General features: G+C 68.3%; 17 protein-coding genes and 9 pseudogenes. 23 read left to right on the top strand and 3 right to left on the bottom strand.

Annotated elements, in window-relative coordinates; all coding sequences use genetic code 11:
* Positions 1–72: 72 nt before the first annotated feature.
* From ACHMWU_RS03565 to ACHMWU_RS03605, 9 genes are all read left to right on the top strand, one after another.
* A complete protein-coding gene (locus tag ACHMWU_RS03565; RefSeq protein WP_396041853.1) occupies positions 73–702 on the top strand; it encodes an ABC transporter transmembrane domain-containing protein in 630 nt (209 codons plus the stop codon).
* Positions 648–1,670: an ABC transporter ATP-binding protein gene (locus ACHMWU_RS03570; RefSeq protein ID WP_396041854.1), complete on the top strand. Its 1,023-nt coding sequence runs from the start codon at positions 648–650 to the stop codon at positions 1,668–1,670. The genes ACHMWU_RS03565 and ACHMWU_RS03570 overlap by 55 nt, the downstream gene beginning before the upstream one ends.
* On the top strand, positions 1,667–3,154 hold the full coding sequence (locus ACHMWU_RS03575) for an ABC transporter ATP-binding protein (RefSeq protein ID WP_396041672.1): 1,488 nt from the start codon (positions 1,667–1,669) through the stop codon (positions 3,152–3,154). The genes ACHMWU_RS03570 and ACHMWU_RS03575 overlap by 4 nt, the downstream gene beginning before the upstream one ends.
* Positions 3,100–3,471 carry an ATP-binding cassette domain-containing protein gene (locus tag ACHMWU_RS03580; RefSeq protein ID WP_396041673.1) on the top strand — a complete coding sequence of 124 codons (372 nt, stop codon included), beginning with the start codon at positions 3,100–3,102 and terminating at the stop codon, positions 3,469–3,471. Before ACHMWU_RS03575 ends, ACHMWU_RS03580 begins: the two co-directional genes overlap by 55 nt.
* A gap of 31 nt (positions 3,472–3,502) precedes the next feature.
* Positions 3,503–3,841, top strand: coding sequence for a phosphoribosyl-AMP cyclohydrolase (gene hisI / locus ACHMWU_RS03585; RefSeq protein ID WP_396041674.1), 339 nt, complete (start codon positions 3,503–3,505; stop codon positions 3,839–3,841).
* Entirely contained in the window at positions 3,838–4,419 is a 582-nt protein-coding gene (locus tag ACHMWU_RS03590; protein WP_396041675.1) for a Trp biosynthesis-associated membrane protein, read from the top strand. The genes hisI and ACHMWU_RS03590 overlap by 4 nt, the downstream gene beginning before the upstream one ends.
* Positions 4,420–4,461: 42 nt before the next feature.
* Positions 4,462–4,659: an HGxxPAAW family protein gene (locus ACHMWU_RS03595; protein ID WP_396041676.1), complete on the top strand. Its 198-nt coding sequence runs from the start codon at positions 4,462–4,464 to the stop codon at positions 4,657–4,659.
* Between the two features lie 101 nt (positions 4,660–4,760).
* Positions 4,761–5,435, top strand: coding sequence for an RDD family protein (locus tag ACHMWU_RS03600; protein WP_396041677.1), 675 nt, complete (start codon positions 4,761–4,763; stop codon positions 5,433–5,435).
* Between the two features lie 20 nt (positions 5,436–5,455).
* The gene (locus ACHMWU_RS03605; RefSeq protein ID WP_396041678.1) at positions 5,456–5,854 is read left to right on the top strand and encodes a DUF2752 domain-containing protein; all 399 of its coding nucleotides are present in this window, start codon (positions 5,456–5,458) and stop codon (positions 5,852–5,854) included.
* 22 nt (positions 5,855–5,876) lie between these two features.
* Here the strand turns inward: ACHMWU_RS03605 and ACHMWU_RS03610 are convergent, their stop codons facing one another.
* The gene (locus ACHMWU_RS03610) at positions 5,877–6,179 is read right to left on the bottom strand and encodes a hypothetical protein (RefSeq protein WP_396041679.1); all 303 of its coding nucleotides are present in this window, start codon (positions 6,177–6,179) and stop codon (positions 5,877–5,879) included.
* Positions 6,180–6,283: 104 nt separating this feature from the next.
* On the opposite strand from ACHMWU_RS03610, the pseudogene trpC reads away from it, so the two are divergent.
* The 6 genes and pseudogenes from trpC to ACHMWU_RS03640 all read left to right on the top strand — a co-directional run bounded on the left by trpC (position 6,284) and on the right by ACHMWU_RS03640 (position 10,775).
* Positions 6,284–7,090, top strand: a pseudogene (gene trpC, locus ACHMWU_RS03615) (indole-3-glycerol phosphate synthase TrpC).
* A gap of 80 nt (positions 7,091–7,170) precedes the next feature.
* Positions 7,171–8,361: pseudogene (gene trpB, locus ACHMWU_RS03620) on the top strand (tryptophan synthase subunit beta); the annotation flags it as partial.
* A 77-nt stretch (positions 8,362–8,438) separates the two neighbouring features.
* Positions 8,439–9,211 (top strand): annotated as a pseudogene (gene trpA / locus ACHMWU_RS03625) (tryptophan synthase subunit alpha); the annotation flags it as partial.
* A pseudogene (locus ACHMWU_RS03630) lies at positions 9,127–9,378 on the top strand (hypothetical protein); the annotation flags it as partial. The pseudogenes trpA and ACHMWU_RS03630, both read left to right, overlap by 85 nt.
* Positions 9,287–10,075, top strand: coding sequence for a prolipoprotein diacylglyceryl transferase family protein (locus ACHMWU_RS03635; protein ID WP_396041680.1), 789 nt, complete (start codon positions 9,287–9,289; stop codon positions 10,073–10,075). The pseudogene ACHMWU_RS03630 and the gene ACHMWU_RS03635, both read left to right, overlap by 92 nt.
* A 101-nt stretch (positions 10,076–10,176) precedes the next feature.
* A pseudogene (locus tag ACHMWU_RS03640) lies at positions 10,177–10,775 on the top strand (VIT1/CCC1 transporter family protein).
* A gap of 41 nt (positions 10,776–10,816) precedes the next feature.
* On the opposite strand, the gene ACHMWU_RS03645 reads toward ACHMWU_RS03640, so the two are convergent.
* Together ACHMWU_RS03645 and ACHMWU_RS03650 are read right to left on the bottom strand one after the other, a co-directional pair.
* The gene (locus tag ACHMWU_RS03645; protein WP_396041681.1) at positions 10,817–11,416 is read right to left on the bottom strand and encodes a hypothetical protein; all 600 of its coding nucleotides are present in this window, start codon (positions 11,414–11,416) and stop codon (positions 10,817–10,819) included.
* Positions 11,379–12,209 (bottom strand): hypothetical protein, encoded by an 831-nt coding sequence (locus tag ACHMWU_RS03650; RefSeq protein WP_396041682.1) that lies wholly within the window; start codon positions 12,207–12,209, stop codon positions 11,379–11,381. The genes ACHMWU_RS03645 and ACHMWU_RS03650 overlap by 38 nt, the downstream gene beginning before the upstream one ends.
* A 319-nt stretch (positions 12,210–12,528) precedes the next feature.
* On the opposite strand from ACHMWU_RS03650, the pseudogene ACHMWU_RS03655 reads away from it, so the two are divergent.
* From ACHMWU_RS03655 to pyk, 8 genes and pseudogenes are all read left to right on the top strand, one after another.
* Positions 12,529–12,576: pseudogene (locus tag ACHMWU_RS03655) on the top strand (hypothetical protein); the annotation flags it as partial.
* 55 nt (positions 12,577–12,631) lie between these two features.
* Positions 12,632–12,955: a universal stress protein gene (locus tag ACHMWU_RS03660; RefSeq protein ID WP_396041683.1), complete on the top strand. Its 324-nt coding sequence runs from the start codon at positions 12,632–12,634 to the stop codon at positions 12,953–12,955.
* A gap of 71 nt (positions 12,956–13,026) precedes the next feature.
* Positions 13,027–13,444 (top strand): annotated as a pseudogene (locus tag ACHMWU_RS03665) (universal stress protein).
* Positions 13,445–13,525: 81 nt separating this feature from the next.
* Positions 13,526–15,469: a glutamate synthase central domain-containing protein gene (locus ACHMWU_RS03670; RefSeq protein WP_396041684.1), complete on the top strand. Its 1,944-nt coding sequence runs from the start codon at positions 13,526–13,528 to the stop codon at positions 15,467–15,469.
* Positions 15,385–16,092: a glutamate synthase central domain-containing protein gene (locus ACHMWU_RS03675; RefSeq protein ID WP_396041855.1), complete on the top strand. Its 708-nt coding sequence runs from the start codon at positions 15,385–15,387 to the stop codon at positions 16,090–16,092. Before ACHMWU_RS03670 ends, ACHMWU_RS03675 begins: the two co-directional genes overlap by 85 nt.
* The gene (locus ACHMWU_RS03680; protein WP_396041685.1) at positions 15,999–18,089 is read left to right on the top strand and encodes a glutamate synthase-related protein; all 2,091 of its coding nucleotides are present in this window, start codon (positions 15,999–16,001) and stop codon (positions 18,087–18,089) included. The genes ACHMWU_RS03675 and ACHMWU_RS03680 overlap by 94 nt, the downstream gene beginning before the upstream one ends.
* Positions 18,082–19,547: pseudogene (locus ACHMWU_RS03685) on the top strand (glutamate synthase subunit beta). Before ACHMWU_RS03680 ends, ACHMWU_RS03685 begins: the two are co-directional and overlap by 8 nt.
* A gap of 180 nt (positions 19,548–19,727) precedes the next feature.
* Positions 19,728–21,177, top strand: a pseudogene (gene pyk / locus ACHMWU_RS03690) (pyruvate kinase).
* Positions 21,178–21,252 lie beyond the last annotated feature (75 nt).

The raw sequence follows: 21,252 nt of genomic DNA on the forward strand, positions 1-21,252 counted from the left end.
TCATGACAGTCGCCGACGCGCGCGTGCTGGGCTGGGCCACCGATCACGTCATCCGCCCCTCGTTCGAGGCCGGTGACGTCACCCGAGGGTGCGCTGTTCACCGCGATCGCGCTGTTCATGGCCGTGGCGATCCTGCGGGCGCTCGGCATCGTGGCCCGCCGGCTCATCGGCGGCATCGTCTACTACCGGTTGGTCGCCGACTACCGCCGCAGGGTCACCCGCAAGTACCTGGCGCTGCCGATGTCGTGGCACCACCGCCATCCGACCGGACAGCTGCTGTCGAATGCGAATGCCGACGTCGAGGGCGCCTGGTCGGTGTTCATGCCGTTGCCGATGGCGATCGGCGTCATCGCGATGCTCGTCGCTGCGATCGTCGAGATGGTGCGCGCCGACCTGGTGCTGACCCTCGTCGGCCTCGTGGTGTTCCCGGCGCTGTTCATCATCAACGTCTTCTACCAGCGCTGGCTGTCGCCGCGGGTCGCCCACGCGCAGTCGCTGCGCGGCTCGGTCAGCGCCGTGGCGCACGAGTCGTTCGACGGTGCGCTCGTCGTCAAGTCGCTCGGCCGCGAGACCGACGAGACCGACCGCTTCCGCGAGGTCTCCCGACGCTCCGCGACGCCAACATCGCGGTGGGCCGCATCAGGAGCATGTTCGACCCGCTGCTCGAGGCGCTGCCCAACATCGGCATCCTGCTCGTCGTGATCCTCGGTGTGGGCCGGGTCGCCAGCGGTGCGGCCGATCCTGGCGACGTCGTCTCGGTCGCCTACCTGTTCACCGTCGTCGCCTTCCCGGTGCGGGCGATCGGCTGGGTGCTCGGCGAGCTGCCACGCAGCGTCGTGAGCTGGGAACGGGTCGACGCGGTCCTCCAGGAACAGGGCTCGATGCCGTACGGCACGGCGTCCCTGCCCGGGTCGGGGCCGGTCTCGCTCGACGTCGACGACCTGACGTTCGGCTTCGCCGACTCCGCGCGCGACGTGCTGCGCCACATCGACCTGCAGGTCGAGCCCGGGAAGGTCGTGGCGGTCGTCGGCGCGACCGGCAGCGGCAAGAGCACCTTGACCTCGTTGCTGACCCGACTGGTCGATCCGCGAGACGGGGCGATCCTGGTCGACGGCACCGATATCCGCGAGCTCAGCCACGACGAGCTGGCCCGCGCCATCGCCGTGGTTCCGCAAGGCACGTTCCTGTTCGACGACAGCGTCCGCGAGAACGTGACCCTCGGCGGCGACTTCTCCGACGACGAGGTCTGGTCGGCGCTGCGCACGGTCCAGGCCGCCGACTTCGTGGCGTCGCTGCCGCGGGGGCTCGACTCCGAGCTGGGAGAGCGCGGCACGACCCTGTCAGGTGGACAGCGCCAGCGGCTCTCGCTGGCGCGAGCGCTCGTCAGACGTCCGCGACTCCTGGTCATGGACGACGCCACGAGCGCGGTCGATCCTGAGGTCGAGCAGCGCATCCTCAAGGCGCTGGCGGCGCACACGTCCGACAGCGAGGGGCCGACGGTCCTGGTGGTGGCCTACCGCAAGGCGACGATCGCGCTGGCGGACGAGGTCGTGTTCCTCGACGACGGCGCGATCGCCGCTCGCGGCAGCCACGACGAGCTCGTCGCGTCCTCGGCCGCGTACCGCGATCTCGTCAACGCCTACGACCAGGCACGCGAGGAGCTGTCATGACGATCCAGCAGCCCACCCGGCAGTCCGGGACCCAGATCATCAAGCGTGGCCTCGCGCTCTCGCCGGCGATCAAGGACGGCCTCGGCCTGACGATCGTGCTGGCCGTGCTGAGCACCGTCGGTGGTTCGGTCATCCCGATCCTGATCCAGAAGACCGTCGACTCGGGCCTGAGCGAGGGCGAGTCCAGCGTCAGCGACATCGGTGGCTTCCTCGCGATCGCCACGGTGCTGATCCTGCTGACCGGCGCCATCGCCTACTGGATGCGCATCCGGCTGTTCATCGCGAGCGAGACCGGTCTGGCGCAGATGCGCGTCGACGCCTTCCGGCACGTGCACGACCTGTCGATGCTGACCCAGAACGCCGAACGTCGAGGTGTCCTGGTCTCGCGGGTGACCTCCGACATCGACCAGGTGTCGCAGTTCCTGCAGTTCACCGGCATCCAGATCGTCGTGAGCCTCGGGCAGATCCTGGTCGCGACGATCATCATGTCGTTCTACTCGTGGCAACTCACGATCGTGGTCCTGGTCTGCTTCCTGCCGCTGGCGCTGAGCCTCAAGTGGTTCGCCACACGCCTCAGCGATGCCTACGACATCGTCCGCCGCACGGTGGGCGAGATGATCGCGGTCATCGCCGAACCGGTCGTCGGTGCCTCGGTCGTGCGGGCCTACGCCATCGAGCGTCGCACGCAAGAACGAGTCGATGCAGGCATCAAGGGCAATCTCGACGCCAACGTCAAGGCGCAGAAGCTCGTGGCGGTGACCTTCGCGTCCTCCGGCGTCGCCGGCGGTCTGGCGAACGGCGCGGTCCTGGCCTTCGGCGTGATCCTCGGTGTCGCCGGCGACCTGTCGATGGGCACCGTCATCGCCTTCGCCTTCCTGGTGGGCCTGTTCGTGGGCCCGGTGCAGACAGCGACCCAGGTGCTGACCGACGCCCAGAACGCGATCGCGTCGTGGCGGCGGGTCATCGACCTGCTCGACACCCCGGCCGACGTCGTCGACCCGGGCGCATCAGGTCTCTCGCTGCCCGACGAGACCCTCGGCGCCCGATTCGAGTCCGTCTCGTTCGCGTATCCCGACGGCCCCGACGTGCTGACCGACATCGACGTCGAGATCTCGCCGCGGCAACGGGTCGCGGTCGTGGGGGAGACCGGATCGGGCAAGACGACGTTCGCGAAGCTGCTGACCCGTCTCATGGACCCGACCGCCGGAGTCGTCCGCCTCGGCACGACCGACATCCGGACCGTCGCCTTCGCCGATCTGCGCCAGCACGTGCTGATGGTTCCGCAGGAGGGCTTCCTGTTCGACGCGACGCTGCGCGACAACCTGCTGTACGGCCGCAAGGACGCCACCGACGCCGAGCTGCTCGCCGTCGTCGACGACCTCGGCTCACCGACTGGTTCGCTGCACTGCCCCAGGGGCTCGACAGTGCCGTGGGCCAGCGCGGAGAGTCGCTGTCGGCCGGCGAACGCCAGCTCGTCGCGCTGATCCGCTCGGCCCTGGCCGATCCAGAGCTCATCGTGCTCGACGAGGCCACCAGTGCCGTCGACCCGCAGACCGAGCTGCGAGCGACCCGTGCGCTCGACAAGCTGCTCGACGGCCGGTCCAGCGTCACGATCGCGCACCGGCTCTCGACGGCCGAGAACGCCGACCGGGTGCTGGTCTTCGACGCCGGCCGCATCGTGGAGGACGGCACGCACGCCCAGCTCGTCGAGCAGGACGGCGTCTATGCCCGCCTGCACGCCTCCTGGGTCGCTCAGGCCTCCTTGATGACCTCGCACCCCGAGACGACGGCGGCCCAGTAGGCGCCGGGACGCGCCTGAGACACTGGACCTCGTGACTTCTCTCGACCCCGCCATCGCCGCTCGTCTCAAGCGGGATGCCGACGGCCTCGTGCCCGCCGTGATCCAAGATGCCCAGAGCCGCGACGTGCTCATGGTCGGCTGGATGGACGACGAGGCGCTGCACCGCACGCTCACGACCGGACGCGGCACCTACTGGAGCCGCAGTCGCCAGTCGTACTGGGTCAAGGGCGAGACCTCGGGGCACACCCAGGCGGTCCGTGAGGTGCGCCTCGACTGCGACGGCGACACCTTGCTCGTGCTGGTCGATCAGACCGGACCGGCGTGCCACACCGGCGACCAGACCTGTTTCGACGCGGACCGGCTGTTGTGAGCCCCCGGCGGCTGTACGGACCTGTCGTCCTGGCGACCCTCGCGGTCGGCGGGCTGGCGTTCTTCGCCGCGTCCCGTGCCTGGGCCACGACGACGCTGTCCTCCGACGGGCTGCCGCCGACTGATCTGCAGGTCACCGGAACCGACGCCGAACCACTCGTCTCGGCCCTGGCGCTCGTCGTCGTGACGGCAGCCCTGGCCGTCCTGGCCGCAGGACCGCGGCTGCGGCGGGTCGTCGGCGTGTTGCTGATCCTCGTCGCCGGGCTCGCGATCGTGGTCGCCCCGCGTCCCGGAAGCGGCGGCATCGATCGGGCCGTCTCCTCGGCGGCCGAAGAGTCCCCGGCCTTCACGGGGCCTGAGTCGATCGGCGCGATCTCGTCGACTCCGTGGTACTTCGTCGCTGTGCTGGCCTTCGTGCTGGCGGTGCTGCTCGGAGCCGCCATCGTGCGGTGGGCGCCGAGCTGGCCGACCATGAGCAGCCGGTACGACGCGCCAGGAGCGGCTCCGAGGGCAGCAGAACCGACCTCCGGAACCGACTTGTGGAAGGCGATGGACGAGGGGCGCGATCCCACCGAGTAGTCTGGGGCCGAGTTACGCCACGACGAGGAGAGTCAGATACCCATGCACGGATCATCGCCAGCCGCCTGGACCGCCGTCATCATGTGCCTTGTCGGCATCACGATCGGTGGCGTCGCGTTGATTCCCGACCCGAACTGGCTGCTGTTCATCATCGGTTCGGTGCTGGCCGTCGCAGCCGGCCCGGTCGGTTGGATCATGGCCGCCGCCGGACTCGGTGTCGACCGCGCCGAGCAGCACTAGTCTCCCGGGGCGTCCCGGGCCTTCCCGGGGCTTAGGGTCGCTGAGGCCACTACTATCTGAGCCTCACCCTTCTGCTCATCCGACCTCACAAGGGGCATCACGTGTCTGATCAGCCGCAGTACCCGAGCTATCCCGGCGACGAGAACCCGGGCGGAAACCCTCCCGGCTACCAGCCGCCGCCCCCCGGCTACGGCCAGACGCCGCCGCCTCCGGGCTACCAGCCGCCGCCTCCCGGCTATGGGCAGGTCCCGCCGGCCTACGGTCAGGTTCCTCCCGCATACGGCCAGACGCCGCAGGGATACGGCCAGCAGCCGCCCAACTACGCCAGCTGGGGCTCGCGTGTCGGCGCCTACCTGCTCGACGGCCTCATCACGTTCGGCATCTTCTTGATCCCGCTGATCGTCGGCCTGGTGCTGATGTTGCAGAACGCTGAGGTCAACGAGGTCACCGACGAGCTGACGGGCATCGAGCCGATCGGTGTCGTCATCTTGGTGCTGACCGTCATCGGCTACTTCGCCTTCGACATCTGGAACCGCGGTGTCCGCGTCGGCAAGACCGGCCAGAGCCTCGGCAAGAAGATCGTCGGCATCAGCGTCGTCAAGGCCGACACGGGCGCCCTGCTGGGCGGCGGTGGCGGATTCCTGCGCTGGCTGATCGCCACGATCTTCAACGGCATCTCCTGCCTGGGTCTGATCGACGTGCTGTGGCCCTTGTGGGACGACCGCAAGCAGACCCTGCACGACAAGGTCGTCAGCTCCGTCGCGATCCGCGTCTGAGTACGGCCGCACCCACGACCGTGCAGCTGGCCGCGTTCCGGGCGCCCGCCCTGGTGGGAGTCTCGGGCGCGGCCGCTGTCGTGTTGCTGCGCCTGCGCGATCCGCACGAGTCGGGCGCCTACGGGCTGTGCCCCTTCCTGGCCGTGACCGGGCAGCCGTGTCCGGGCTGTGGCGGCCTGCGGGCCGTCAACGACCTGGCTCACGGCCAGCTGGTCGCGGCAGCAGGCAGCAACGTCCTGGCCGTGGTGCTCGTCGCTGTCCTGGCCGTGGCCTGGGTGCTGTGGCTCGTGCGGCGCGCTCGCGGGCGCATCGACCCGATGATCGTGCTCGACCGACGCGTGGGTGTCGCTGTCCTGGGCGTCATCGCGGTCTTCGGAGTCGTGCGGATGACGCCGTGGGGATCCTGGCTCGGGCCCTGACCCACGGGGTCAGCTCGCAGGCTCAGCCGAGAGCGCCCATCAGATAGGCCGCGAGGCCCGTGAAGAGCGCGCCGCCACCGATGATCAGACCGGTCACGGCGAGCTGGTCGCCGATCAGCCGGCCACGCGAGGCCGCGATCTCCCGACGCGCATGCACCCCGGTCGTGATCGACGGGACGCCCAGCGCGAGGCAGCCGAACGGGAACACGTACAGGCACGCGAAGGCCCCGATGCCGAGCACGACGCTGTAGACCGCGAAGCGGTGTGTCGACGGGGGCTCGAGGTCGCCGGGTACGACCCCCTCTGATTCCTCGTCCCACGTCATGGCGAGAGCATAGTCACGTCGCAGAAGTGCAGCCGCCGAAACGAGCCGGACCCGCACGGCGCTAGTCTGTGAAGCCAGGCCATCGAAGGTACCGAGGAGGGGCCATGTCAGTTCTGGACGAGATCTTGGCCGGCGCAGCCGAAGACCTTGAAGCACGCATGGCCAAGACGACCCTCGACGAGCTCAAGGCCCAGGCAGCCCGGCAGCACCCGGCGCTCGACCCGATGCCGGCATTCCGTGCCGACGGGGTCTCGGTCATCGCCGAGGTCAAGCGCTCCAGCCCCAGCAAGGGTGAGCCGCCACGATCAAGGATCCCGCCGCCCTGGCTGCCGACTACGAAGCCGGGGGAGCCGCTGCGATCAGCGTGCTGACCGAAGAGCGTCGTTTTGGCGGAACGCTCGAAGACCTGCGCTCGGTGCGCCGGCACCGTCGACATCCCCGTCTTGCGCAAAGACTTCATCACGACCTCCTACCGGCTGTCGGGAGGCCCGTGCGGCCGGCGCCGACATGGCGCTGCTGATCGTCGCGGCGCTCGAGCAGAATGCGCTCGAGAGCCTCATCGAGCGGGCCAGGTCGATCGGCCTGACCCCCCTGGTCGAGGTGCACGACGAAGAAGAAGTCACTCGTGCCGCCGATGCCGGTGCCGACCTGATCGGCGTCAACGCCCGCAACCTCAAGACCCTCGAGGTCGATCGCGGCACGTTCGAGCGCCTGTCGCCGCTGATCCCTGACACGGCGGTCAAGGTCGCCGAGTCCGGTGTTCGGGGCCCCCACGACGTCATCGAGTACGCCAAGCTGGGCGCTCACGTCGTCCTGGTCGGCGAGACGCTCGTGCGCGGCGACGACCCCGCACCGCAGTCGCCAACCTGGTCGCGGCCGGAACGCATCCTGCGCTGCAGCACCGCTGGTAGTGGCGTCACTGCCGAGGCAGTGACGCGCCTTCGTCCGCCCGAGCGCCTGACCCGCAGCGACACCTGACATCTGAGGACCCATGACGTACGCACAACCAGACAGCACCGGACACTTCGGCCGATTCGGCGGCCGGTTCATGCCAGAGGCGCTGGTCGCGCCGCTCGACGAGCTCGACCGGGCCTGGACCGAGGCCAAGGCCGATCCGGTCTTCATGGCCGAGCTCGACCGGATGCTGCGCGAGTACGCCAACATCCCGAGCCCGCTGTACGAGGCGCACCGCTTCTCCGAGGCCGCTGGCGCCCGCATCCTGCTCAAGCGCGAAGACCTCAACCACACCGGCGCGCACAAGATCCGCAACGTGATCGGGCAGGCACTCCTGGCCAAGCGGATCGGCAAGCCGCGAGCGATCGCCGAGACCGGCGCGGGCCAGCACGGAGTCGCCTCTGCGACGGCGTGTGCCTATCTCGACCTCGAGTGCACCGTCTACATGGGCGAGGTCGACACCGAGCGTCAGGCGCTCAACGTGGCCCGTATGCGGATGCTCGGCGCCGAGGTCATCGCCGTCAAGAGCGGCAGCCGCACCCTGAAGGATGCGATCAACGACGCGCTGCGCGACTGGGTCGCCAGCGTCGAGACGACGTCGTACCTGTTCGGCACCGCCGCTGGCCCCCACCCCTTCCCGACCATGGTGCGTGACCTGACCCGAGGCATCGGTGACGAGGCCCGCGCGCAGGCACTCGCGCTCGACGGCAAGCTGCCTGACGCCGCAGTGGCCTGTGTCGGTGGTGGATCCAATGCGATCGGCCTGTTCACCGCATTCGTCGACGATGCCGATGTCCGGCTCGTCGGCATCGAGGCCGGCGGCGACGGTGTCGAGACCGGCCGCCATGCCGCGACCATCACAGGCGGTGAGGTCGGGGTGCTGCACGGGGCGCGGTCGTACCTGCTGCAGGACGAGGACGGTCAGACGATCGAGTCGCACTCGATCTCGGCGGGGCTCGACTACCCGGGCGTCGGGCCAGAGCACTCCTACCTGGCGTCGATCGGCCGGGCGCAGTACGTCCCGGCGACCGACGCCGCCGCGATGTCGGCCTTCGACCTGCTGTGCAAGACCGAGGGCATCATCCCGGCGATCGAGTCTGCGCACGCCCTGGCCGGTGCCCTCGACCTGGCCAAGGAGCTCGGACCTGACTCCACGATCCTGGTCAACCTGTCGGGTCGCGGCGACAAGGACGTGCACACCGCGGCCGAGTACTTCGGCCTGATCGACGAGCCGGTCGTCCTGGAGCAGGGAGTCGAAGAATCAGCAACCAGGGCGGAGCCCGACAGAACAGCGCCGTTGACGAGCTGTTCGAGCGCACCCGCGCCGCGAACCGGGCTGCACTGGTCGGCTACCTGCCGGCAGGCTTCCCGACCAAGGAGCTGTCGATCAAGGCCGTCGAGGCCATGGTCGAGGGTGGGGTCGACCTCGTCGAGGTCGGCCTCCCGTACAGCGACCCGGTCATGGACGGTCCGGGTCATCCAGGCTGCCGCCGAGCAGGCGCTGCTCGCCGGTGCGCGCACGCGCGACGTGTTCGACGTCGTGCGGGCCAGCGCGGCCACCGGGGCGCCGACCGTCGTGATGACGTACTGGAACCCGGTCGAGCGCTACGGCGTCGACCGATTCGCCGCCGACCTCGCAGCCGCCGGCGGTTCCGGTCTGATCACCCCCGACCTGATCCCCGACGAGGCGCAGGAGTGGATCACGGCCTCGCACGAGCACGGTCTCGACCGCATCTTCCTGGTCGCACCGTCATCGACCGACGAGCGCCTTGCCATGACGGTCGAAGCGGCGAGCGGATTTCGTCTACGCGACCGCAGTCATGGGGGTCACCGGCGCGCGCGACCAGACCAGCTCGCTCGGCGAAGGCGTGGCGCGGGTCCGCAAGGTCACCGACAAGCCCGCTGGTGTGGGTCTCGGCGTCTCCAACGGTGCCCAGGCGCGCGAGATCGCCGCCTACGCAGATGCCGTGATCGTGGGGTCTGCCCTCGTACGCTGTCTGCTGGACGCGCCTACCGAGTCGGCCGGGCTCGACGCGATCCGCTCGTTGGCGCGCGACCTGCGCGCCGGCGTCGAGAGGAGGCTGACGTGCTGGAGTACATCCCGAGTCCGTCCACGGGGGTCTGGCACCTGGGGCCGTTCCCGCTGCGGGCCTATGCGCTCGGCATCATCATCGGTGCGCTCGTCGCGATCTGGATCGGCGAGCGCCGCTTCCAGGCACGGGGCGGTCGGTCCGGAGTCATCGGCGACGTCGCGATCTGGGCGATCCCGTTCGGCATCATCGGCGCCCGCATCTACCACGTCGTCACCGATCCCGCTGTACTTCGGTGAGGGACGCAACGTCACCGACGTCTTCCTGATCTGGAAGGGCGGCCTGGGCATCTGGGGCGCGATCGCCGGTGGTGCGCTCGGCGCCTACATCGCGTGCCGTCGCTACGGCGTGTCGTTCTCGGCAGTCGCCGATGCGCTGGCGCCCGGGTTGCTGGTCGCGCAGGCGATCGGCCGCCTCGGCAACTACTTCAACCAGAGCTGTTCGGCAAGCCGACAGATGTCCCGTGGGCGCTCGAGATCGCACGGGACAACCGTCCTGCGGGCTATCTCGACTTCGCGACGTTCCACCCGACCTTCCTGTACGCTTGCTGTGGAACCTCGGCGCGGCGGCGCTATCATCGCGATCGACCGCAAGTACAAGCCGACCGGTGGGCGGGCGTTCGCGCTCTACGCGATGCTCTACACCTTGGGACGCGGCTGGATCGAGTCGTTGCGCATCGACACCGCCAACCACCTCGGCCCGTTCCGCCTCAACGTGTGGACCTCGATCATCGTGTTCACGCTGGCGCTGGTCTACTTCGTCGTCGTCACGCGCCGGTCACGCCGTCAGGAGCCCGAGCCGAGCGCCTCGGACGAGGCGGAGACGTCATCGTCCGTCCAGGACGAGGGATGACCGAAGAAGTCACCCACACGCATCCCGACGTCAACGGCGGCTGGTTGCGACCGGCCGTCTTCGGTGCGATGGACGGGCTGGTGTCCAACTTCGCCCTGATGATGGGTGTCGTCGGCGGCAGCAACGCCTCCGACACCAAGCCGGTGGTCCTGGCCGGGCTCGCCGGTCTGGCAGCCGGAGCGTTCTCGATGGCGGCGGGGGAGTACACCTCAGTGGCCAGCCAGCGGGAGTTCGCCCTCGCGCAGGTCGACATCGAGCGTGACGAGATCTTGCACAACAAGACCGCCGAAGAGGCTGAGCTGGCCGAGATGTTCGTCGAGAAGGGCGTCGACGAAGGCTGGCGCGCGAGATAGCCCACGAGATCCATCGCGATCCCGAGCAGGCCCTGAAGGTGCACGCCCGCGAGGAGCTCGGCGTCGACCCCGACGACCTCGCCTCGCCGCTGCTCGCCGCCGGCTCGTCCTTCATCTCGTTCGGGCTCGGCGCGCTCATCCCGCTGCTGTCGTACCTGGTGGGCATCGAGTCGGCCTGGCCGGCGATCGTGCTGTCCCTCGTCGGGCTCTTCGCGTGTGGTGCCGTCGTCACCCGGGTCACCGCGAAGTCGTGGTGGTTCGGCGGCATCCGTCAGCTGGTGCTGGGCGGGGCCGCGGCGACCCTGACGTACTTCGTCGGCGAGGCAGTCGGCGCCTCGCTGGGCTGATGGCTGCTACGAGCGCGGCCGGTAGTAGTTGACGTCGCCGATCACGACTCCGGCACCGCTGGCATTGGGCTTGTTGCGGACGTCGTGCTCGATGCCGATGGTCTTGGTGACCTGTCGGCCGTTGTCGAACAGCAACCTGACCCGTCCTCGGGACGGAACGGTGTAACGACCGCGCTCATCGGGTCCGACGCGTGGCTGATGGTTCCGGTGCCCGGATAGCCGATGCTCGAGATGCTGGTGCGGGTCAGGACGAACCGGCGGTTCTTGCTCATCGACAGCGTCTCGGTCCAGGTGGTGCAGTAGGGATAGACGCCGCAACCACGGAAGTCCTGGTGATGCAGGGTCAGTGACATCGTGGTGTTCTTGCCTGGCAGGGACAAGGGTGCATACCGAATGCGACCTCGGGTGAATCCCTCAGAGGTGACCTTGACCCGAGCTGACCCCGCGATCTTGAGGCGGCCGCCGCGATAGGTGTAGCGCTTGCACTGCTTGGTGGTCTTGCGGCACGAAGGAACCCCTCGCGGGGGAATTCCGACGTAGGCCCACTTCTTGTTGACGAACAGCACTGCCCGCGGGTTCCAGCCCTTGGCCCGGTCTCGAGCGTCATTGCCCCAGAAGTAGCGTCCGGACAGCGATGGCAACCGAGTCGGTCGGGGCTTGTGGGCGATCGTGACCCTGACCCGGTGGGAGCCGCGCCGGCTGACCTGATCGTGAAGGTGGCCTGGCGGGCCTTCTTGCCGGTGGCTTGACCTTGAACGTGATGCCGTACTTGGTGCGGCGGTCGCCCACGGTGCCGAGGCTGATCTTCTTGCGGTTGAACTTCAGGCCGGCGCCGCTGGCTGTCACGGTCGTGCCGCGAGCGTCGACCCGGCCGCGGTTCGCGGCGTCGAGCTTCACGGTGGTCCATCGTCCCCGGTAGCTGCCCTGGATCGGGCTGATCGTGCTGATCGCCAGCTGTGGGACGTAGGTCGTGGTCAGGTCGACAGCGAAGAAGCCCTGGTAGTCCTCGGTCCCCTGGAGGTTGCGGACCTTCGCGAAGGCGCAGTCCCAGTCGGCCGCGCGTATCCCCGCGTGAGCCGACGACTGGATGGTCAGCTCCTGGCCCTGCAGGGAACGGCTCACGCCGAAGCTGCTGCTGGTGGCCCCGCTGTCGTCGAGGAAGTACCCGACACCGTCCGTGCTGGCGCCCACGGCACTGGCCGCCACGACCGCCTTGGCATGGCACGTGTTGCCACTCCAGCGGCCGAACCAGACGTAGAGCACTGAGTTGGACCCGGTCGAGGGGGTCGCGCGATAGCTGGCGACCACCGACACCCGCTGGGCCACCAGGTCCTGCCTGACCCGCGCCGCGCTGATCTGCTGGGAGGCGGCTCCACCCTGAGCTTCCGGTCGGCGTGCTGATCGTGCCGTCGCGGCGGGTCGCGCCTTGTGCATAGGTGGTCTGGGCCGTCACCTGGCCAGCAGACTTCGCGGTGCCGCCGGTGCCGGTGGCGTCGGCCGGAACCATCGAGAACCGATGGCTTGGTCGTTCCGAGGCCGCGGCATTCCCCACGAGAAGCGATCCTCCCAAGGCCAACGCGCAGCCGAGCACTGCTATCTGGCGAAGGTTGCGTGGTGCTGACATGTGTTCCCTCTCGTGTGGATCACGTGCACAGCAAACTAACAGAATATGAAGCGGCCGGTTCGGAGCGGACGTCCTCGCTGCTCGGCCTCTGAGTCGCTAGCCTGGAGGTCCCAACGTCAGGAGTACTGCATGCCCCAGAAAATTCTCGTCGGTGTCGACGGCAGCGACAGCTCGCGCAAGGCAGCCCGCGTGGCCGCTGAGCTGGCTGCGTCGCTGGGAGCCGCAGCTCCACGTGCTGATGGCCGTCGAGGACAAGCCCACGACGACCTACGACTCCAACCTGCGCGACGTGCGCGTGCTGACACCCGGCGAGCAGGCCGAGGCCATCGCCACCGAGATCGCCAACTCGTTGACCGGCATCACGGCGAACATCCACCCGAGCCCCGTGCAGGGCAAGCCCGCGGATGCGCTCGTGTCGGCCGCCAAGGAGATCGGCGCTGACCTGATCGTGGTCGGCAACCGCCGGGTGCAAGGAATCAGCCGCATCCTGGGCAGCGTCGCCACCGACGTGGCTCATCACGCGCCATGCGACGTGTACATCGTCAAGACCGTCTGAATCGCTACTCATGAGGCGCTTGAGGGTGTAACTTTTGGTTACATCCTCAAGCCTGCGATTCGGAGAACCTCATGCCCCAGACCATTCTCGTCGGTGTCGACGGCAGTGACAGCTCCCGCCGGGCGGCCACCGTCGCCGCCGCGCTGGCCGCCAGCACCGGGGCCGCGCTGCACGTCCTGATGGCGGCCGACGACAAGGACCGTCCGACCGAGCCGGAGTATCTCGGCGACGTGCGGCTGCAGTCCGAGGCCGAGGTCATCGCGACCGAGATCGCCGACTCGCTGAGTGGCATCACCCCCAACGTCCACCCCAGCCCGGCCCATGGGCGGCCCGCCGAGGCGCTGGTCACGGTGGCCAAGGACATCGGGGCCGATCTGATCGTGGTCGGCAACCGCCGGGGTCCAGGGCATCGGACGCATCTTGGGCAGCGTCGCCACGGATGTCGCACATCACGCGCCCTGCGATGTCTATGTCGTCAAGACCGTGTAAACTCATGACGCTGTCCGAGGCCAACGTCGTCCCCGGCACGAGCTATTCGTGACCATTTGATGACGTAAGAGAGGGCCCAGCATGCGCGCCCAGCCCCGTTCACCGTTTGAGTCGATGTCGTCGATGCCCGCGGCCCAGGGTCTGTACGACCCGGCCAACGAGCACGACGCCTGTGGTGTGGCCTTCGTCGCCACCCTGACCGGTATCGCGAGCAATGACATCGTCGCCAAGGGCCTCACCGCCCTGCGCAACCTCGATCACCGCGGCGCCGTGGGCGGGGAGCCCACGACCGGCGACGGCGCAGGCATCCTGATCCAGATCCCCGACCGCTTCCTGCGTGAGGTCGGCGGCGTCGATCTGCCCGAGGTCGGCTCCTACGCGGCCGGCATGGCCTTCCTGCCGCTCGATGCTGAAGCCGCCGCCGAGGCGCGCGCGGCGATCGAGGCCATGGCAGTCGAAGAGGGCCTGACGGTCCTCGGCTGGCGCGACGTCCCGGTCAACCCCGAGATCCTCGGCAACATGTCGCGCGGCGCGATGCCGTCGTTCGCGCTGATGTTCCTCGCCTCGGCCGGCGAGCCGCTGTCTGGCATCGCGCTCGACCGCGCGGCCTTCGGTCTACGCAAGCGCTCCGAGCACGAGCTCGCGGTGTACTTCCCGTCGCTGTCGAGCCGCACCCTGGTCTACAAGGGCATGCTGACCACCGACCAGCTGGAGAACTTCTTCCCCGACCTGCGCGACGAGCGCATGGAGTCGGCGCTGGCCATCGTGCACAGCCGGTTCTCGACCAACACGTTCCCGAGCTGGCCGCTCGCGCACCCGTTCCGCTTCGTCGCGCACAACGGCGAGATCAACACCGCCCGCGGCAACCGCAACTGGATGCGCGCCCGCGAGGCGTTGCTCGAGAGCGACCTGATCCCCGGCGACATGCAGCGGCTGTTCCCGATCTGCGATCCGCACGGCAGCGACACGGCGTCCTTCGACGAGGTGCTCGAGCTCCTGCACCTCGGCGGTCGCACGCTCCCGCACGCCGTCATGATGATGATCCCCGAGGCGTGGGAGAACGACACCGACATGGACCCGGCCCGCCGGGCGTTCTACGAGTTCCACTCCTCGGTCATGGAGGCCTGGGACGGCCCGGCCGCGGTGTGCTTCACCGACGGCACCCAGATTGGTGCCGTGCTCGACCGCAACGGCCTGCGCCCCGGACGCTTCTGGGTCACCGAGGACGGACTCGTCGTCCTGGCCTCCGAGGCCGGTGTCCTCGACATCGACCAGAAGACGATCATCCGCAAGGGTCGTCTCGAGCCCGGAAAGATGTTCCTGCTCGACCTCGACGAGCACCGCATCATCGAGGACCACGAGATCAAGAACACCCTCGCGGCCGAGCACCCGTACGACGAATGGCTCTACTCGGGTCTGGTCCGCTTCGAGGACCTGCCCGACCTCGAGCACATCGTGCACACGCATGCCTCGGTGACCCGTCGCCAGCAGGTCTTCGGCTACACCGAGGAAGAGCTGCGCATCCTGATCGCGCCGATCGCCCGCACGGGCGCCGAGGCCATCGGCTCGATGGGCACCGACACGCCGATCGCCGCGATCTCCGACCGTCCTCGCCAGCTGTTCGACTACTTCAGCCAGCTGTTCGCCCAGGTCACCAACCCGCCGCTCGACGCGATCCGCGAAGAGGTCGTCACGTCGCTGGCTGGCACGATCGGCCCCGAGCGCAACCTGCTCGCTCCCAGCTCGGCCTCGTGCCGCATGCTGCAGCTGCCGTTCCCGGTGCTCGACAACGACGAGCTCGCCAAGATCCGGCACATGAACAAGGACGGCGACATGCCGGGCTTCAGCGTCCACGTCGTGCGCGGTCTGTACGACGTCGACGGCGGTGGCGAGGCGCTCCGGCCAAGCTCGACGAGATCTGCGCCGATGTCACCGATGCCATCGTCAACAAGGGCGCCCGCATCATCGTACTGTCCGACCGGCACTCCAACTCCGACCTGGCGCCGATCCCGTCGCTGCTGCTGACCGGTGCGGTGCACCACCACATGGTGCGCGAGAAGCTGCGCACCCAGGCAGGCCTGATCATCGAGGCCGGTGACGTCCGTGAGGTGCACCACGTCGCGCTGCTGATCGGCTACGGTGCCACCGCGGTCAACCCGTACCTCGTGCTGGAGTCGGCTGAGGACCTGGCCCGCGAGAAGGTCTTCGTCACCGACGTCGAACCGTCCAAGGCGCTGCGCAACGTCGCCTACGGCCTGGGCAAGGGCGTCCTGAAGGTCATGAGCAAGATCGGTGTCTCGACTGTCGCGTCCTACACCGGTGCGCAGATCTTCGAGGCGATCGGACTGTCGCACGACGTCGTCGACGCCTACTTCACCGGCACGTCGTCCAAGTCGGCGGCGCCGGGCTCGACGTCATCGCCGAAGAGGTCCGCGCCCGCCACGTCAAGGCGTACCCGACCAGCGGGATCAACGGTCCGCGCCGTCAGCTCGATGTCGGCGGCGAGTACCAGTGGCGCCGTGAAGGCCCCGAGCACCTGTTCGACCCCGAGACGGTGTTCCGTCTGCAGCACTCCACCCGAACCGGCTCGTACGACATCTTCAAGCAGTACACGTCACGGGTCGACGACCAGTCCGAGCGTCTGCTGACGCTGCGCGGACTGTTCAGCTTCAAGGAGGGCCTGCGCGCGCCGATCTCGATCGACGAGGTCGAGCCGGCCTCCGAGATCGTCAAGCGGTTCTCGACCGGTGCGATGTCGTACGGCTCGATCAGCCAAGAAGCTCACGAGACGCTCGCGATCGCGATGAACCGCCTCGGCGGCAAGTCCAACACCGGCGAAGGTGGCGAAGACCCCGAGCGGCTGTACGACCCCGAACGCCGTTCGTCGATCAAGCAGGTCGCCTCGGGCCGGTTCGGCGTCACCTCGGAGTACCTCACCAACTCCGACGACATCCAGATCAAGATGGCGCAGGGTGCCAAGCCCGGCGAGGGTGGCCAGCTGCCCGGCCCCAAGGTCTACCCGTGGGTGGCCAAGACCCGTCACTCGACGCCAGGCGTGGGCCTCATCAGCCCGCCCCCGCACCACGACATCTACTCGATCGAAGACCTCAAGCAGCCGATCCACGACCTGAAGAACGCCAACCCGTCGGCGCGCGTGCACGTCAAGCTCGTCTCCGAGGTCGGCGTCGGCACGGTCGCGGCAGGTGTGTCCAAGGCCAAGGCCGACGTGGTCCTGATCTCGGGCCACGACGGCGGCACCGGTGCTTCACCGCTGACGTCGCTCAAGCATGCGGGCGGTCCGTGGGGAGCTCGGCCTGGCCGAGACCCAGCAGACGCTGCTGCTCAACGGTCTGCGCGACCGCATCGTGGTGCAGGCCGACGGCCAGCCAAGACCGGCCGTGACGTCATCATCGCGGCTCTGCTGGGCGCCGAGGAGTTCGGTTTCGCGACCGCGCCCCTGGTCGTCAGCGGCTGCATCATGATGCGCGTGTGCCACCTCGACACCTGCCCTGTGGGCGTGGCGACGCAGAACAAGACGCTGCGCGAGAAGTACTCGGGCAAGGCCGAGTACGTCGTCAACTTCTTCACGTTCATCGCCGAGGAGGTGCGCGAGTACCTCGCGAGCCTGGGCTTCCGGTCGATCGAGGAAGCTGTCGGCCACGCCGAGTTCATCGACGTCGAGCGGGCCATCGGGCACTGGAAGGCCGACGGTCTCGACCTGTCGCCGATCCTCTACGTGCCCGAGCTGGCCGAGGGCGCCTCGCTGCACAACACGACGACTCAGGACCACAGCCTCGACAAGGCGCTCGACGTCGAGCTCATCGCGATCAGCGCCGATGCGCTCGAACGCGGCGAGCCCGTGCGGGCCCAGCTCGACATCCGCAACGTCAACCGCACGGTCGGCACGATGCTGGGTCACGAGGTGACCAAGCGGTACCGCGGTGCGGGCCTGCCCGAGAACACGATCGACCTGACCTTCCTGGGCTCGGCCGGTCAGTCCTTCGGCGCGTTCGTGCCGAAGGGGATCACGCTGCGCCTCGAGGGCGATGGCAACGACTACGTCGGCAAGGGTCTGTCGGGCGGACGCATCGTGGTGCGTCCTCCGCGCGAGGCCCAGTACACCGCCGAGGCGCAGATCGTCGCCGGCAACGTCATCGGCTTCGGCGCGACCGGGGGAGAGATCTTCCTGCGCGGCAAGGTCGGCGAACGCTTCTGCGTCCGCAACTCCGGTGCCAGCGCGGTCGTCGAGGGCGTGGGTGACCATGCCCTGGAGTACATGACCGGTGGTCGGGTCGTGATCCTCGGCCCGACGGGTCGCAACGTCGCGGCCGGCATGAGTGGCGGATCGGCGTACATCCTCGATCTCGACCTCTCGCTGGTCAACACCGACATGGTCGAGACCCGACCGGTACCCGAGGCCACGGCCGATGAGCTGCGCGGTCTGGTCGAGAAGCACCTGCACGAGACTGGCTCGGTCGTCGCCGAGCAGCTGCTCGCCCACTGGGAGCAGTCGCTCGCGCGATTCACCGAGATCATGCCGGTCAACTACCGGCTGGTCCTCGAGGCGCGTGACGCCGCCGAGGCCGAAGGCCTGTCCGAAGAAGACACCACTGCACGCATGATGGAGGTGGCCGCTCGTGGCTGATCCCAGAGGATTCATCAACACGCCCCGCCAGGTCGCCGAACGGCGTCCTGTGGCCGAGCGGGTCAACGACTGGAACGAGGTCTACCCGGAGGTCCGGGCAAGGCCTTGCTGCCGATCATCACCGAGCAGGCCGGGCGCTGCATGGACTGCGGCATCCCGTTCTGCCACTCCGGCTGCCCGCTGGGCAACCTGATCCCCGAGTGGAACGACCTGGTCTGGCGCGACGACTGGGACGAGGCGCTCGACCGGCTGCACGCGACCAACAACTTCCCGGAGTTCACCGGACGCCTGTGCCCGGCGCCGTGCGAGACGGCGTGCGTCGTCGGCATCAACCGTGACGCCGTCACGATCAAGAACGTCGAGGTCTCGATCATCGACAAGGCGTGGGATGACCGTCGGGTCCGCCCCGAGGCGCCCGAATGGCTGACGGGCAAGACCGTCGCGGTCGTGGGCTCTGGTCCGGCCGGTCTGACGGTGGCCCAGCAGCTGACCCGCGCGGGTCACACCGTTGCTGTCTACGAGCGTGACGACAAGCCCGGGGGACTGCTGCGCTACGGCATCCCCGAGTTCAAGATGGAGAAGTCCATCGTCGATCGCCGCATCAACCAGATGGAGCGCGAGGGCACGGTGTTCCGCACTGGCGTCCAGATCGGCGACACGCTGACCGGTTCGCAGCTGCGCGATCGCTACGACGCCGTCGTGCTGGCGATCGGCTCGACGGTGCGTCGTGAGCTGCCCGTCCCGGGTCGCGAGCTCGGCGGAATCCACCAGGCCATGGAGTTCCTGCCCCAGGCCAACCGGGTGGCGCTCGGCGAAGAGGTCGAAGGCCAGATCCTGGCGACCGACAAGGACGTCGTCATCATCGGCGGCGGCGACACCGGTGCCGACTGCCTCGGTACCTCGGTGCGTCAGGGTGCGCGGTCGATCACGCAGCTGGAGATCATGCCCAACCCGGGCGAGGAGCGTCCCGGCGGGCAGCCTTGGCCGACCTATCCCATGATCTACCGGGTGTCTTCGGCTCATGAGGAGGGCGGCGACCGCGTCTACTCGGTCTCGACGAAGGAGTTCGTCGGCGACGAGAACGGCAACGTCAGCGCACTGCGCCTCGTCGAGGTCGAGTTCGTCGACGGCAAGCTGACCGAGATCGAGGGCACCGAGCGCGATCTTCCGGCGCAGCTCGTGCTGTTCGCGATGGGCTTCACGGGTCCCGAGACCGAAGGACTGGTCTCCCAGCTGGGGGTCGAGCTCGACGAGCGGGGCAACGTCAAGCGCGACAAGCAGTACATGTCGAGCGTTGACGGTGTCTTCGTCGCCGGCGATGCGGGCCGCGGTCAGTCGCTCATCGTGTGGGCGATCGCCGAGGGCCGTTCCGCGGCCGCCGGCGTCGATGCCTATCTGAGTGGTTCGACGACCCTGCCGGCGCCGATCCTGCCGAACGCGCGTCCCCTGACGGTCTGAAAACAGGCCGATCCAAGCCCCTCTAGAGCGGTGGCTTTTCAACCTCATTCGACGATTCGAGGTTGAAAAGCCACCGCTTTTGGTCGTGGGGTTGCCGATCCGCCGCCTCTTTCTGAGTTTGTTGCGTGAAACGACAAACCTGACTCGCGGGTAACCGTTTGTCCTGACTAAGGTGGATGTGTGAGAAGAGCCAAGATCGTTTGTACTCTCGGCCCAGCAGTGGGCGACGCCACCAAGATCGAGCAGCTGGCCGAGGCCGGCATGGACGTAGCGCGGCTCAACATGAGCCACGGCGACCAGTCCGATCACCGACAGAACTTCGAGTGGGTCCGTGCGGCCGCTGCGAAGTCAGGCAAGGCCATCGCGGTCCTTGCCGACCTGCAGGGCCCCAAGATCCGTCTCGGCAGGTTCGCCGACGGCCCGATCCAGCTCGCAGTAGGCGACACCTTCACGATCACGATCGACGACATCTTGGGTGACCAGACCCGGTGCGGCACGACCTACAAGGGCCTCCCGGGCGACGTCAAGCCCGGCGACGAGATCCTGATCGACGACGGTCGCATGCGGCTGCGCGCGACAGCGGTCACCGACACCGACGTGACGTGCGTCGTCGAGACCAACGGCCCGGTCAGCAACAACAAGGGCATCAACCTTCCCGGCGTCATGGTCAGTGTCCCGGCCATGAGCGAGAAGGACGTCGACGACCTGCGGTTCGCGCTGCAGCTCGGTGTCGACTTCATCGCCCTGTCGTTCGTCCGGTCGGCCGACGACTACGACGACGTCCGCAAGATCATGGACGAAGAGGGCATCGTGCGCCCCGTCATCGCCAAGATCGAGAAGCCGCAGGCCGTCGACAACCTCGACGGCATCATGGACGCCTTCGACGGCGTCATGGTGGCCCGCGGCGACCTGGGCGTCGAGCTGCCGCTCGAGGATGTCCCGATCGTCCAGAAGCTCATCGTCGAGAAGGCCCGCCGCAACGCCAAGCCGGTCATCGTGGCGACGCAGATGCTCGAGTCGATGATCTCGGCTCCCCGGCCGACCCGCGCCGAGGCGTCCGACGTCGCCAACGCGGTGCTCGACGGCGCCGACGCCGTCATGCTGTCCGGCGAGACCAGCGTGGGGGAGTACCCGATCCTCACGGTCCGCACGATGGCACGGATCGTGGAGTCGACCGAGGACCACGGCCTGCCGCGGATGGCAGCGTTCAGCTGGAAGGCCAAGACCAAGAGCGGAATCATCTGCCGGGCCGCAGCTGACTGCGCCGAAGCCGTCGACGCTCGGTTCGTCGTCGCATTCACCACGAGCGGTGACTCGGCTCGACGCATGACGCGGTACCGCTCCCGGGTCCCAGTCATCGCGTTCACGCCGTCAGACTTGGTCCGCCGCCAGCTCGCGCTGAGCTGGGGGGATCGAGACGTTCCTGGTCCCTGAGGTCAAGAGCACTGACGACATGGTCCTGCAGGTTGACCGAGCGCTCTTGGAGATCGATCGTTGTGCTCCGGGCAACCAGGTCGTGATCGTCGCCGGGAGCCCTCCGGGAATCCCCGGTTCGACCAACGCGCTGCGCATCCACAACATGGGCGATGCGATCAACCGGGTCTCCCCGGCGTACGACCCGGACAACTAGACGCTTTCGGCAGCAGTGAGCGGGCGTGACGTTATCGTGGCCGGGAGGCCACCTCGGGTCTCAGACCCGGAGGAA

The sequence above is a fragment of the Aeromicrobium sp. UC242_57 genome (assembly GCF_044452305.1).
Taxonomy (GTDB): domain Bacteria; phylum Actinomycetota; class Actinomycetes; order Propionibacteriales; family Nocardioidaceae; genus Aeromicrobium.